The sequence below is a fragment of the Chitinophaga silvatica genome (assembly GCF_003419895.1).
Classification (GTDB): Bacteria; Bacteroidota; Bacteroidia; order Chitinophagales; family Chitinophagaceae; genus Chitinophaga; species Chitinophaga silvatica.
On the sequence record NZ_QPMM01000008.1, the window covers coordinates 89,164 to 102,744 of the forward strand.

General features: G+C 40.6%; 11 protein-coding genes. 3 read left to right on the plus strand and 8 right to left on the minus strand.

Going from position 1 to position 13,581, the window contains the following annotated elements; translation table 11 throughout:
* Positions 1–256: 256 nt before the first annotated feature.
* From uxuA to DVR12_RS15885, 3 genes are all read right to left on the minus strand, one after another.
* Positions 257–1,432 (minus strand): mannonate dehydratase, encoded by a 1,176-nt coding sequence (uxuA, locus tag DVR12_RS15875; RefSeq protein WP_116976789.1) that lies wholly within the window; start codon positions 1,430–1,432, stop codon positions 257–259.
* A 92-nt stretch (positions 1,433–1,524) separates the two neighbouring features.
* Positions 1,525–2,841, minus strand: a complete 1,317-nt coding sequence (locus tag DVR12_RS15880) for a glycerate kinase type-2 family protein (protein ID WP_116976790.1) — start codon at positions 2,839–2,841, stop codon at positions 1,525–1,527.
* A 4-nt stretch (positions 2,842–2,845) separates the two neighbouring features.
* A complete protein-coding gene (locus DVR12_RS15885) occupies positions 2,846–3,277 on the minus strand; it encodes a hypothetical protein (protein ID WP_116976791.1) in 432 nt (143 codons plus the stop codon).
* A 176-nt stretch (positions 3,278–3,453) separates the two neighbouring features.
* On the opposite strand from DVR12_RS15885, the gene DVR12_RS15890 reads away from it, so the two are divergent.
* Positions 3,454–6,498: an amidohydrolase family protein gene (locus DVR12_RS15890; protein ID WP_233522408.1), complete on the plus strand. Its 3,045-nt coding sequence runs from the start codon at positions 3,454–3,456 to the stop codon at positions 6,496–6,498.
* A 19-nt stretch (positions 6,499–6,517) separates the two neighbouring features.
* Complete coding sequence (locus DVR12_RS15895) at positions 6,518–7,798, plus strand: amidohydrolase family protein (protein WP_116976861.1); 1,281 nt, start codon at positions 6,518–6,520, stop codon at positions 7,796–7,798.
* Positions 7,799–7,874: 76 nt separating this feature from the next.
* On the opposite strand, the gene tyrS is transcribed toward DVR12_RS15895, so the two are convergent.
* Positions 7,875–9,158 carry a tyrosine--tRNA ligase gene (gene tyrS, locus DVR12_RS15900; RefSeq protein ID WP_116976792.1) on the minus strand — a complete coding sequence of 428 codons (1,284 nt, stop codon included), beginning with the start codon at positions 9,156–9,158 and terminating at the stop codon, positions 7,875–7,877.
* 150 nt (positions 9,159–9,308) lie between these two features.
* Between tyrS and DVR12_RS15905 the strand changes: the two genes are divergently transcribed.
* A complete protein-coding gene (locus tag DVR12_RS15905) occupies positions 9,309–10,001 on the plus strand; it encodes a TapB family protein (RefSeq protein WP_116976793.1) in 693 nt (230 codons plus the stop codon).
* A 121-nt stretch (positions 10,002–10,122) separates the two neighbouring features.
* Here DVR12_RS15905 and rfbD read toward each other — a convergent pair whose 3' ends face one another.
* The 4 genes from rfbD to DVR12_RS15925 are packed head-to-tail and all read right to left on the minus strand — an operon-like array spanning position 10,123 to position 13,580.
* Positions 10,123–10,986: a dTDP-4-dehydrorhamnose reductase gene (gene rfbD / locus DVR12_RS15910; RefSeq protein ID WP_116976794.1), complete on the minus strand. Its 864-nt coding sequence runs from the start codon at positions 10,984–10,986 to the stop codon at positions 10,123–10,125.
* 9 nt (positions 10,987–10,995) lie between these two features.
* Positions 10,996–11,556 carry a dTDP-4-dehydrorhamnose 3,5-epimerase gene (gene rfbC / locus DVR12_RS15915; protein WP_116976795.1) on the minus strand — a complete coding sequence of 187 codons (561 nt, stop codon included), beginning with the start codon at positions 11,554–11,556 and terminating at the stop codon, positions 10,996–10,998.
* A gap of 5 nt (positions 11,557–11,561) precedes the next feature.
* Positions 11,562–12,617, minus strand: a complete 1,056-nt coding sequence (gene rfbB / locus DVR12_RS15920) for a dTDP-glucose 4,6-dehydratase (protein ID WP_116976796.1) — start codon at positions 12,615–12,617, stop codon at positions 11,562–11,564.
* 12 nt (positions 12,618–12,629) lie between these two features.
* Positions 12,630–13,580, minus strand: coding sequence for a UDP-glucuronic acid decarboxylase family protein (locus tag DVR12_RS15925; protein ID WP_116976797.1), 951 nt, complete (start codon positions 13,578–13,580; stop codon positions 12,630–12,632).
* Between the last annotated feature and the right edge of the window lies 1 nt (position 13,581).

The window sequence follows — 13,581 nt, forward strand, 5'->3', positions numbered from 1 at the left end:
TTTTACGAGTTTCCAATGGGTATGATTATCAATAATAAAACCAATCGGTAATTCTTAAAACATTCGCTATTCCTTATGCTGCTCAAAAAAGCTTAATAGCTTTGTGAGCAAGAGCAGTGTCATTTGTACACGTAATCAGCCATTACGGTATTGGTTCAAATACATTTTCTGCTCTGGTGTAGCATCTCAGTCCGACGATGGTATTGCTTATCCCCACCTTTACTCGTTGTACAGACCTGATGCTGGTAGTAGTTAGTCAATCAGAGCCTAAAGCCCCGGCTATTCCCATTTCCAGGCCTCTTAGCTCTGCCAGGCCGCGTAAACGACCAATGGCGCTATATCCTGGATTAGTCTTTTTATTTAAATCATCCAGCATCTGGTGACCATGATCCGGACGCATAGGTATAGATACATTGCGACGTTTCATTGTCAGAAGGATGTTTTTTACTACTGCAAACATATTCACATCCCCTTCCAGGTGGTTTGCTTCGTAGAAATTACCTAAAGCATCACTTTCTGTACTTCTCAAATGAAGGAAATGGATATGATCTCCCAGTCGCTCAATCATTCCTGGTAAGTCATTATCAGATCTTACACCATAAGACCCGGTGCAGAAACATAGTCCATTGGAGGAGTAAGGAGCTGCTACCAACAATTCTCTTGCATCCTGCTCTGTACTTACAACTCTTGGTAAGCCAAAAATTGGGAATGGAGGATCATCCGGGTGTATTGCCAGTTTTACGCCTACTTCTTCTGCTACAGGAGCAATTTGTTGCAGGAAATAGAAAAGATGGAGCTTTAACTGTGTTGCATCAATTCCTTTGTATTTATCCAGGGCTTCCTGAAAAAGCTCAAGTGTAAAGCTTTCCTCTGATCCGGGTAATCCGGCGATGATATTTCTTTGTATCGTAGTTTTTTCCTCGTCGGTCATGCTATCGAACCGCTCTTTGGCCATAGCAATTTCCTCCTCGGTATAGTCTTTCTCTGCATTTGGTCTTTTCAACATAAACAGATCAAATGCTACCAGTGCTGCCTTTTCGAATCGTAATGCCTTGGAACCATCAGCAACGGTATAGGAAAGATCAGTACGCGTCCAATCCAGAACAGGCATGAAATTGTAAGTAACGATACGGATATCACAAGCTGCCAGATTACGTAGCGTTTGCTGGTAGTTTTGGATATACTCTTTGAAACGGCCACGTTGCGTTTTGATATCTTCATGCACAGGCACACTTTCAACAACAGACCAGGTAAGACCTGCCGCCTCGATAATAGCCTTTCGTTTTAGTATTTCTTCCTTCGTCCATACTATTCCATTGGGTACATGGTGTAGTGCTGTAACAATTCCGGTAGCTCCTGCCTGTTTTATATCGGCAAGACTTACAGGATCGTTAGGGCCGTACCAACGCCATGTCTGTTCCATTCTCTGCATAATGCATATATGTTTAGTAAATCCAGAATTTACGGGTTAGAAACCCCAAAAATATAATCTATCTACACATATACAAACTTTGATTTCAAATTTTAAGCTTCTGATTCTCTTATCAATACAACCATTATGTCCATTACATTTGTATTGGTAGGCCCTGTAATGATTAACCCGCCTACCTTTGAGAAGAACGTCCAGGCATCATTATTTGCAAGAAAAACTAATGGGTTGAGCTGTAAATCTTTTGCTTTTTTAATCGTTGATGCATTTACGATAGCGCCTGCGGCCTCAGTTGGGCCATCATTCCCATCTGTTCCTGCACTCAAAATTGTGATTTGTGGGTAGTTTTCTATAAGTCTGGCCGCAGTTAATGCAAATTGTTGATTACGCCCTCCTTTACCGCTTCCTGTTACCACTACTGTTGTTTCTCCTCCTGCCAGCAAACATGCCGGTAAAGTACCTTTATATTCAAGTGCTGAATTAACCAGCCATTTAGCTACTGTATCAACATTCCCCGTTACAGTAGATGATAACTGACAGGAATAATAACCCAGTTCTTTAGCAGTTTTCTCTGCTGCACTTAAGGCGATGGCATTACTCCCTATCAGATAATTACTGGTAAATGAAAGTTCTTTACTTCCGGGTTTGAGTGTTTCTGCAATGTTGCCCTGCACTCCTTCCTTGATATGCTGTAATATAACCTGTGGAATTTTATTGATAAGCTGATATTTTTCCAGGATAGTCATACAGTCCTGAAACGTAGAAGGATCTGCTACCGTAGGTCCCGACCCAATAATACTCAGATCATCCCCGACCACATCACTTAAAATTAAGGAACAAACCCTGGCCGGAGCCAATAATCTGGCAAGTTGTCCGCCTTTTATTGCTGATAAATGTTTTCTGACAATATTCATTTCGTATATATCAGCGCCACTTTTCAACAAAGCCTCAAATACCGTCTGTATATCAGATAAGGTAGTTCCTTCATGCACATCGGCCAATAATGATGAAGCACCACCGGAAAGGAGGAATAGTACTAAATCGTTTGCTGCTACCAGTTTTGAAAGTTCAAGAATTCTAACAGTAGCGGCTATACTATTAGAATCAGGAATGGGGTGCCCGGCCTCTATCAGCTCCAGGTTTTGTAGCGGCATTCCATGGCCATATTTGGTTACAATGCAACCTTGTAGCCTGAAATAGGGGCTTAATATTTGTTCTGCCTCTCTGGCCATTGCAGCTGATGCTTTACCAGCTCCAAAAATCCAGATTTTACCGTCTGTGGGGATTGTATAGGAAATTCCTGCAATCAGAAGAGTATTGGCACCGGAAATGATGATATTACTTTGCATCAATTGTTCCGGATGCACAGCTGCTACAGCCGCCAGAAATATATTTTCTATATCAGTGTTCAATAGATTACTGATTAGCTTTTCTCTGCCTTTTTTTCTCCATTTTGGCTTCCAGGTGATCTTTTTTGTTCATTTCCCAATCCGTCCATTTCTTAAACTGGGTTGGAGTCAGTACACTTTTAAAACGTTGACTACGTTCAGTATCCAATGTTTTAAATTGAGTCATTCGCTCTTTATTGGTGAGCTCTGAATTGGCCTTTACTTCATCCATTCTGCGAACAATATCTAAGTTGATAGCATAGATCTGCCGGATCTGATCTTTGTTAAGCGCAAGTTTGTGCGATATCTTATCAGTGATTTTGTCGGCCCTGCCTTCTACCGACCAACGTCCTCTCATCATAGTGGTATCCTGCACCTGTGCGTGAGAAGTAATAGCGGTTGTGCAAAAGCAAATCGCCAGGAAAAGCAATCGGGCAGCATTAAACTTCATAGTCAGCATGTCGAGTGAATTTAAACAAACTTAGGTGTATTCATGATTCAAATTATCCCTTTTTCGTGTGAATCCAAAACGCTAATTGCCATTCATAAAAAAAATGGCATTTTATTGAATTCGCCTTTAATGATTTGTTATTTTAGCCGGTCAACTAAATCTGAACCTCTAAATTAGAGACACGCATGAAAAAAGCTTTTGAGAAACCCGGGATAGCGCTACTATCACGGTGTCTGGCCTATGCTATGAACAGGCATCGCAGTAAGTTGCTCATGCTTGGTTTACTGGCTACTGCCACCTATGCCAATGCACAGGAAACCTTCCCGGTTAATGGGATTGCCGACCCAAGGGAACGTTGTTTTGCCTTTACACATGCCACTATTGTAAAGGATGCCCAAACAGTTTTAAATAATGCAACCCTCGTGATCAGAGACGGAAAGATCATCGACGTCGGGCCTTCCGCCTCTATCCCTAAGGATGCTGTAGTTCTGGATTGTAAAGGAAAATACATCTATCCTTCCTTTGTAGATATCTTTAGTAACTACGGACTTTCAGATGCTAAAAAAGGCGGATCCGCCTGGAATGCTCCTCCTCAGTTCCTCTCTAATACAAAAGGGCCATACGGATGGAATCAGGCAATCAAAAGTGAAATAAATGCAGCTGATGTTTTTGCGGTAGATGATTCTAAAGCCAGTCCTTTAAGAGAAATCGGGTTTGGAACGGTTCTTACCCAACAACAGGATGGTATTGCCCGTGGTACTGCCGCCCTGGTGACGCTGGCCACTGAAAGAGAAAATACTGTGGTATTGCGTGAAAAGGCCGCTGCTGGCTATTCTTTCGATAAGGGTAGCTCCACTCAAAACTACCCCAACTCCCTGATGGGTAGCATTGCGTTGCTACGTCAGACTTATCTGGATGCCCAATGGTATAAAAGTCAAACTGGCAAAGAAGGGCTCAATCTTAGTCTCCAGGCCTGGAATAATAACCAGCAACTTCCTCAGATTTTTGAGGTTGCTGATAAATGGGATGCCATCAGAGCCGATAAAATAGGTGATGAATTCGGAGTTCAATACATTATTAAAGCTGGTGGAAACGAATATCAACGGATTAATGAAATTGCTGCTACTAAAGCTACCTTCATTTTACCATTGAATTTCCCAGGCGCTATGGATGTTGAAGATCCTAACGATGCCCGTTTTGTTTCCCTGGCCAGTATGAAACATTGGGAAATGGCCCCTACAGAACCTGCTGCTTTTGAAAAGGCTAATATACCTTTTTGTTTAACTGCTGCAGATCTAAAGGATACCAAACAATTCCTGGCCAACCTGAGGAAAGCAATTGAATATGGGCTCACTCCTGCCAAAGCACTGGAAGCGCTTACAAAAACACCTGCTACCTTAATTAAATCCTATGATAAAGTAGGAAGCCTGGAAACCGGTAAGCTAGCCAATTTCCTCATTACATCTGGTCCTGTATTCGAAGAGAAAACCATTATCTTCCAAAACTGGGTGCAAGGACATAAATACAGTCTGAAGACTGATGGATGGAATGATATCCGAGGCGTTTATTCTGTTACAACTACTCCTGGAGGTACTTATAATGTTGAAGTAAAAGGTTCTGTTACTGCTCCATCTATCGCTGTTTTGCAACAGGATACCTTACCTGGTAAACTGGAAATTGATGGAAAGCTTGTTTCATTGTCGATCCCGCTGGCTAAAAATTCAAAATCAACAGTAAGGCTTAGCGGAATACTTGGAGCCACCAACTGGGAAGGAACAGGTGTTGATACCAGCGGTAACCCCGTTAAATGGACAGCTTCCTTCGTGAAAGCAATTCCGGAAAAAACTGATACTAAGAAGACTAATGCTCCAACTGTTGGGCCATTATACTTCCCATTCAATGGTTATGGTTGGGAAAAATTACCTCAACAACAGGATTTGCTGATTAGAAATGCAACGGTATGGACAAACGAAAAAGATGGTGTACTCCAAAACACTGATGTGCTGATTCGTGGTGGTAAGATTGCTCAGGTAGGTAAGAATTTGCCTGCCGGTAATGCTAAAGTGGTAGATGGAACCGGTAAGCACTTATCTGCTGGTATTATAGATGAACACTCACATATTGCAATCAGTAGTGGAGTGAACGAATCTTCTCAGTCTGTGACCGCGGAAGTTAGAATTGCCGATGTTGTAAACCCTGAAGATGTGAATATCTATCGCCAGTTAAGCGGCGGAGTAACTGCTTCTCACCTGCTACATGGAAGTGCCAATGCGATAGGCGGACAATCACAACTTATCAAACTTCGTTGGGGCCAGACAGCCGAAGGATTAAAAGTTGATAACTGGGATCCGTTTATCAAATTTGCTTTAGGCGAAAACGTAAAGCAATCAAACTGGGGAGACAGAAATACGGTTAGATTCCCACAAACAAGAATGGGGGTAGAACAAGTGTATGTAGATGCCTTTACCAGAGCAAGAGAATATGATAAGCAAGGCCCTAACAAACGCCGTGATCTGGAGCTGGATGCATTGAGTGAAATACTCAATCACAAACGCTTTATTACCTGCCACTCTTATGTACAGAGTGAAATAAATATGCTGATGCATGTTGCTGATAGTTTCCATTTCAGAGTAAACACCTTTACGCATATATTAGAAGGTTATAAGGTGGCCGACAAAATGAAAGCACATGGTGCCGGTGCCGGAACATTTGCTGATTGGTGGGCATATAAAATGGAAGTACAGGATGCAATTCCTTACAACGCTGCTATTATGGATAAAGTGGGAGTAATTACAGCCATCAATTCCGATGATGCTGAAATGGCCCGCAGATTAAATCAGGAAGCTGCTAAAACTGTGAAATACGGAGGGTTAAGTGAAGAAGAAGCCTTAAAACTGGTAACATTAAATCCTGCTAAACTCTTACATATGGATAGCCGTATGGGTAGTATAAAAGTTGGAAAAGATGCCGACGTAGTTTTATGGACAGATAATCCGTTAAGTATTTATGCCAAAGCTGCTGTTACCATCGTAGATGGAGTTATAGAATTTGATCGTGACTCCGATCTGCAATTGCGTAGCCGAATAGCCACGGAGCGTAATCGTCTTATTCAGTTGATGTTGGCAGAAAAGAAAAAAGGAGCGCCTGTAAAGAAGGCAACTTTTGTACCTGATGAGATCTATCATTGTGAAGATCTGCAGGGCGGACATCAAATGGGAATTGTTTTTTAACAAACGTATTAGCACAGCTATGAAAAAGAAATTCATTTTAATGGGCCTGGCATTAGGACTTCATTCGGCCTACGCCCAGGAAACTATATCACCTGCAGGTCCGCAATCCAAACCAGTTTTTCTGTTTGGAGGAACTATACACATAGGCAATGGAAAGGTTATTGAAAATGGCAGTATTGTTTTCGATAAAGGAAAAATCATTGCAATAGGAACATTGGTGCCACCTGCATCTGCTAGTGTAACAACCATACATTTAGAAGGTAAGCATGTTTATCCGGGAATCATAGTTCCTGACTCTGATTTGGGATTGATAGAATTTGAGAGTGTAAGAGCTACTATCGATGCCAGAGAAGTAGGAGAGATGAATCCTTCTGTCAGATCACTCATTGCCTACAATACCGATTCAAAAGTGATCAATACATTACGTTCCAACGGTATCTTACTGGCACAGATTACTCCTAAGGGAGGTATTATCAGTGGTACCTCTTCAGTAGTGCAGCTCGACGCCTGGAACTGGGAAGATGCAGCTTACAAAACAGATAATGGATTACATTTCTTTATGCCACGCCAGAGTGGTGGCGGGCGCCGGGGCCCTAATGGTGCTGAAGCTCCTAAAACAGCTCTGGATCAGGTAGAAGGCGTACGAACCTTTTTCCGTGAGGCTAAAGCCTATTTGCAGGAATCTAAGCATACTGCTACTAATCTGAAATTCGAAGCAATGCGCCCTCTGTTCAAAAAAGATCAGAAGCTATTTATTCACTGCGATTTAGTAAAGGAGATGCTGATTGCAATTGATTTTGCTAAAGAATTTGATTTGGATGTGACCATCGTTGGGGGAGCAGATTCCTGGCAGATTGCCGATTTGCTGAAGCAAGCAAATATCTCCGTAATCCTGAACCAACCACATAGTTTACCTATCATGCAGGACGATGATGTGGATCAGCCTTATAAAACAGCAGCACAATTGCAAAAGGCAGGTGTATTGTATTGTCTTAGCAATGAAGGGTTCTGGCAACAACGTAACCTGGGCTTTGAAGCAGGTACAGCTGCCACTTACGGTCTTACCAAAGAAGAAGCCTTATCGGCCGTTACAATCAACGCTGCTAAGATCTTAGGAATTGATAAACAAACAGGAACCCTGGAAGTAGGCAAAGATGCCAATATCACAGTTAGCGATGGTGATCTGCTGGATATGAAATCCAGCGTTATTATTCATGCATTTATTCAGGGAAGGGAAATTAATCTTGATAATAAACAGAAACAGCTTTCTGAGAAGTATCATAAGAAGTATGGACTTTAATCAGGATAGAAATAAAAAGGAAGAGGAAGTTGCTAAAGCGTAGCAACTTCCTCTTCCTTTTTATACAAAACTCTTATTATACAGTCTTTACCAGGTAATAATTAGTTTTTCCTTTCTGGATTAAAAGGTATTTATTATTCAGAAGATCTGGAGTTGAAATTACCTGATCTATACCTGTAGCTTTTTTCTTATTAACACTTACTCCACCGCCCTGCACCAGTTTACGTGCTTCGCTTTTGCTTGGAAGGATTCCGGTTTCAGCTAAAAGGGTGACGATGTCTTTACCTGCTTCTAAATCAGAGGCTGCAACTTCATGTTGTGGCACCCCGTTCATTACATCCAGTAACTGGTCTTCTGATAAAGAAGCAAGAATGGCAGCGGTGTTATTATTAAAAAGTATGGAAGAAGCTTCAACAGCAAATTCATAGTTTTCTTTACCATGAATGAAGGTTGTTACTTCCTGAGCGAGTCTTCTTTGCAGAATCCTGCGCCCGGCATCCGCTCTGTGTTCTGCGATTATTGCATCTATTTCTTCCTGGCCTAAGAAAGTGAATATTTTAATATAGCTTTCGGCATCAACATCTGTTGTATTGAACCAGAATTGGTAGAACATATAAGGAGATGTTCTTTTCGCATCGAGCCAAACAGTGCCTTGTTCTGTTTTTCCGAACTTGGTGCCATCTGCTTTTTTGATCAGAGGGCAGGTAAAAGCAAATGCTTCACCACCTGCTTTACGGCGTATAAGCTCAGTACCTGTAACTATATTCCCCCATTGGTCGGATCCGCCCATTTGGAGTTTGCAGTTTTTGGCAGTATATAAATGATAGAAATCGTAGCCTTGAATTAATTGATAGGTAAATTCGGTAAAGGACATACCATTTTCACCTTCCAGTCTTTTTCTTACAGAATCTTTAGACATCATGTAATTAACAGTGATGTGTTTGCCTGTATCACGAATAAAGTCTAAGAAGGAGATATGCTGGAACCAATCGAAATTGTTTACCATTTCGGCAGCGTTTGGCTTAGCCGGATCAAAATCCAGGAAGCTTTCGAGCTGTGCTCTGATACCGGCAACATTTTTTGACAGGGTATCGAGGTCTAACATTTTTCTTTCCTCTGCTTTGAACGAAGGGTCACCCACCATACCAGTAGCTCCACCTACCAGTGCAAAGGGTTTATGCCCTGCCTTTTGCAGGTGCACCAGCAATAAGATAGGTACGAGGCTTCCTATATGCAGGGACTCAGCAGTAGGGTCAAAACCAATATATGCGCTGGTCATTTCCTTTAGCAATTGCTCTTCAGTACCAGGCATCATATCCTGTATCATACCCCGCCAACGCAGTTCTTCTATCAGATTCATGATTTATTATTCAATTTTTGCAAACCTACAAAAATAAACAGGAATAACTTAGTTTATGGTGGCCTTCGTCATATATAAGAATATCTATGTACATTTATATCAGAAACCCCATTGTTTACATTGATTTGTTCACCCAGAAAGCGCATGTTTATGAAAAGCCTTGTGATCTTGCTGTTAACAGCATGCAGTGTATTGTCGATTAACGCCCAAAATTGTAAAGGTTACTATTATCTTACCAACAATGCTGAAATCGAAATGACAATCTTCGATTCAAAAGATAATGCAAGCGGAAAAACAGTTTATAAAGTTACCCGGGTCCGGAACACTGGTGACAGCACTATTTCAGATTTTACAAATAACTACTACGACAGGGATGCTCAATTATTAACTTCCGGAGAAGGACATTTCCGATGTTATGGATCGGGTGTGGTATTGGATATGAAAATGAGTATTCCATCCATGCAACAAATGGAGGATATTAAAATTCCGGCGAAACCTAATAAAGCATATCTCGATTATCCGGCCGAAATGCAGGTCGGGCAACAATTGAAAGATGGCTTGTTTGAAATGACCGGTAAAATGAACGGTGTAGACGTTGACGTTAGTTATAGTGTGAATAATCGAAAAGTTGCCGGTCAGGAAATGGTTACTACGCCGGCTGGCACCTGGACCTGCTACAAAATTGCGTATGATATTGATTTTGAAATGAGGATGATGGGAGCGGGGATTCCGATTCAATTTAGTGCGGTAGAATGGTTTGCTCCGGGATTCGGAACCGTGAAATCTGTTTCTATGAAAGATGGACAGTTGGTAGGAGCAACCTTAATAACCTCCGTTAAATGATTTAAGAAGACCAATTCATAGAGGTTGGCTTAAACTAATTATATCTTTCAAAGGTACACTGGAATGGAAAAGGGCTGTCTCGAAGTGTGAGACAGCCCTTTTCTATATTTTCCTAAAACTATTATTTAGCTAATAATTTAGCCAGGCTATCTCTCCAATAAGGAATACTGATGCCGAAAGTAGTTTTAATTTTTTCTTTATTTAATACACTGTAAGCCGGGCGTTTTGCTGCTGTTTTATACTTATCTGATGTAACAGGCAAAATAGTGGTTGTAGCTTTTGTCATTTCTTTAATTGCTACAGCGAAATCGAACCAACTGGTAACCCCTTCGTTGCTATAATGATATATACCACCGATGGCAGTTTCAGGATTTGCCGCTTTAAAATTGATAACCTCAATAATAGCAGCAGCCAGGTCACCTGCATAGGTAGGGGTTCCTACCTGATCATATACCACGGTAAGTTCTGGTCTCTCCTGCATTAATTCCTGCATTCTTTTTACAAAGTTTACAGCAAATTCAGAATACAGCCAGGAAGTACGAATGACGATGGTATCAGGGTTATAACCTATTGCAGCAGCTTCTCCTCTTACTTTTGAAGCACCATAAATCGTTTCAGGATCGGTGTCATCTTCTTCGGTATATGGAACATTCTGACGACCACTGAATACATAATCTGTAGAGATATGTATTAGCTGAGCGTTGTAACGTGCGCATATTTCAGCTAATGACAACACGGCCTGGAAGTTTAGCAGAAATGCATTGTCTTCTTCCTGCTCTGCCTTGTCTACCGCTGTATAGGCAGCACAATTGATGCAGGCATCAATTTGCTGAGCTGCAAAATATGAATCTAAAGCAGTTGCATCTGTAATATCCAGGTCTTCATAATCTGTAAACAGAAAGTTGAGTGCTGGATAGTTATTTGCTAACTGTTTAAGTGATTGCCCAAGTTGTCCGTTTCCTCCGGTTACAAGAATATTTTTCATACTTTAAGATCAACTGTTAAATACAAAGTTGTGGTGAATATCAGCCAATTTAGGTAGAATCTGATCTTTTTCTGAAACTATTGCGTCATTAAGATCAATTCCCCAATCGATGTTCAGTGCCGGATCATTATAAATGATACCACCTTCGCTGGCTTTATGATAGAAATTATCACATTTATACATTACTTCAGCCGTTTCACTTGTTACTGCATATCCGTGTGCAAAACCTTTTGGCACGAGTAGCTGTAGTTTATTTTCTGCACTTAATTCAATAGTAAATGATTTCCCGTAGGTAGGAGAGCCTTTACGAATATCAACTACAACATCGATAATCCGTCCTTCCAATACACGTATTAATTTGGTTTGAGCATAAGGCTCCAATTGGTAATGCAGGCCTCTTAATACACCATAGGTAGATCTGGCTTGATTGTCCTGAACAAAGTTGTATTCAAGCCCGTTGGCTTTAAAAGTGTTGGCATTATAGCTTTCAAAGAAATAGCCTCTGTTATCCCCAAATACTGTTGGTTCGAAGATTAAAAGGTCGGCTATTCCGGTTTGCAGAAAAGGCATGTAGGTTATCGTGTTTGATATTGTTCCTCGTAATATTGTTGATAAGCCCCGCTGGTTACGTTGGTAAGCCAGCTTTCATTTTGTAAATACCAATCAACAGTTTTTTCCAGGCCTTCTTCGAATTGTAAAGAAGGTTCCCATCCCAATTCCTTGTTCAGTTTTGTAGCATCAATGGCATATCTTAAATCGTGGCCCGCTCTGTCTTTTACAAAAGTAATGAGTTGTGCAGAAGCCCCTTCTTTACGATTTAACTTCTTATCCATTATTTTACATAAAAGCTGAATCAAATCAATGTTTTTCCATTCATTGAAACCTCCAACATTATAGGTTTCACCATTTTTGCCATGATGGAAAATGGTATCAATAGCTCTGGCATGATCGTTCACAAATAACCAATCTCTTACATTTTCACCTTTACCATAAACAGGTACCGGTTTATTATTCTTGATGTTATGAATGGCTAATGGGATCAATTTTTCCGGGAAGTGGTGAGAACCGTAATTATTGGAACAATTAGAAATAACAACCGGTAGATGATAGGTATGATGATAAGCCATTACAAAATGATCCGAACTAGCTTTGGATGCTGAGTATGGAGATCTGGGATCATAAGCAGTAGTTTCAACAAAGAAACCTTCTTCGCCTAAAGAGCCATATACTTCATCGGTTGATACATGGTAGAAAAGTTTTCCTTCCATATTATCACTCCAGTGCTTTTTAGCATTATTAAGCAATACTGCTGTTCCCAGAACATTGGTCTTAATAAACGCAAGAGGGTCCATGATCGAGCGATCTACATGGCTCTCTGCAGCTAGGTGAATAACTCCGTCAAATTTATACTTTTCAAAAAGTTCGTTGACTCTGGTGTCGTCTGTAATATCTCCTTTCTCAAAAATATAATTAGGCTTATCCTGAATATCTGTAAGGTTTTCCAGATTCCCGGCATAAGTAAGGGCATCCATGTTCACAATTTCATATGATGGATATTTATTCACAAATAATCTTACCACATGTGAACCAATGAAGCCTGCACCTCCAGTGATCAAGAGTTTCCTTTTCATTAACGAAATTATTTAGCTGTTACTTAATAAAGCTGTTTTAAAATATTCATAGGTGATCCTCAAACCATCCTGACGACTAACTTTTGGTTCCCATCCGAGAATTGAACGGGCTTTGGTAATGTCTGGCTGGCGTTGTTTTGGATCATCTTTTGGTAATGGATGATAAACAATTTTTTGTTTACTTCCTGTTAATGCGATGATTTCCTCAGCAAACTGTTGTAAAGTTATTTCCTGTGGATTTCCAATATTAACAGGCAAATGATAGTCAGATAATAATAATCGGTAAATTCCTTCGATCAAATCATCAACATAACAAAAAGATCGTGTCTGACTTCCATCACCAAATACTGTAAGATCCTGTCCATTCAATGCCTGACTCATAAATGCAGGTAATGCCCTACCATCATTGAGACGCATTCTCGGACCATAAGTGTTGAAGATACGAACTATGCGTGTATCTACTCCATGGAAATTATGATATGCCATTGTAATTGATTCCAGGAATCTTTTGGCTTCGTCATAAACGCCTCTCGGACCTACAGGATTTACATTCCCCCAGTATTCTTCCGGTTGAGGATGAACCGTAGGATCTCCGTATACTTCAGATGTTGAAGCAACTAATATTCTTGCTTTTTTATCTTTTGCTAACCCTAAGAGATTATGTGTACCTAATGCTCCTACCTTTAAAGTTTGGATAGGCATCTTCAGATAATCAATAGGACTTGCAGGGGATGCAAAGTTCAGAATATAATCCAGCTTTCCGGGAACATGAACAAATTTTGTTACATCATGATGATAGTATTCAAAATTTGGAAGAGGAAATAAATGTTCTATGTTTTTAATATTGCCGGTTAGCAGGTTATCCATCGCAATAACGTGATAGCCTTCTTTTACAAATCTATCGCAGAGATGTGACCCAAGAAATCCTGCACCTCCTGCTATTAGTATTCTTTTAGTTTCCATG

What these genes read in the sequence shown, in the direction of transcription:
- DVR12_RS15895 (WP_116976861.1), top strand. Translation starts at nt 6,518, where the DNA reads ATGAAAAAGAAATTCATTTTAATGGGCCTGGCATTAGGACTTCATTCG.
- DVR12_RS15890 (WP_233522408.1), top strand. Translation starts at nt 3,454, where the DNA reads ATGAAAAAAGCTTTTGAGAAACCCGGGATAGCGCTACTATCACGGTGT.
- DVR12_RS15885 (WP_116976791.1), bottom strand. Translation starts at nt 3,277, where the DNA reads ATGCTGACTATGAAGTTTAATGCTGCCCGATTGCTTTTCCTGGCGATT.
- rfbD (WP_116976794.1), bottom strand. Translation starts at nt 10,986, where the DNA reads ATGAAAAATATTCTTGTAACCGGAGGAAACGGACAACTTGGGCAATCA.
- rfbC (WP_116976795.1), bottom strand. Translation starts at nt 11,556, where the DNA reads ATGCCTTTTCTGCAAACCGGAATAGCCGACCTTTTAATCTTCGAACCA.
- DVR12_RS15925 (WP_116976797.1), bottom strand. Translation starts at nt 13,580, where the DNA reads ATGGAAACTAAAAGAATACTAATAGCAGGAGGTGCAGGATTTCTTGGG.
- uxuA (WP_116976789.1), bottom strand. Translation starts at nt 1,432, where the DNA reads ATGCAGAGAATGGAACAGACATGGCGTTGGTACGGCCCTAACGATCCT.
- rfbB (WP_116976796.1), bottom strand. Translation starts at nt 12,617, where the DNA reads ATGAAAAGGAAACTCTTGATCACTGGAGGTGCAGGCTTCATTGGTTCA.
- DVR12_RS15905 (WP_116976793.1), top strand. Translation starts at nt 9,309, where the DNA reads ATGAAAAGCCTTGTGATCTTGCTGTTAACAGCATGCAGTGTATTGTCG.
- tyrS (WP_116976792.1), bottom strand. Translation starts at nt 9,158, where the DNA reads ATGAATCTGATAGAAGAACTGCGTTGGCGGGGTATGATACAGGATATG.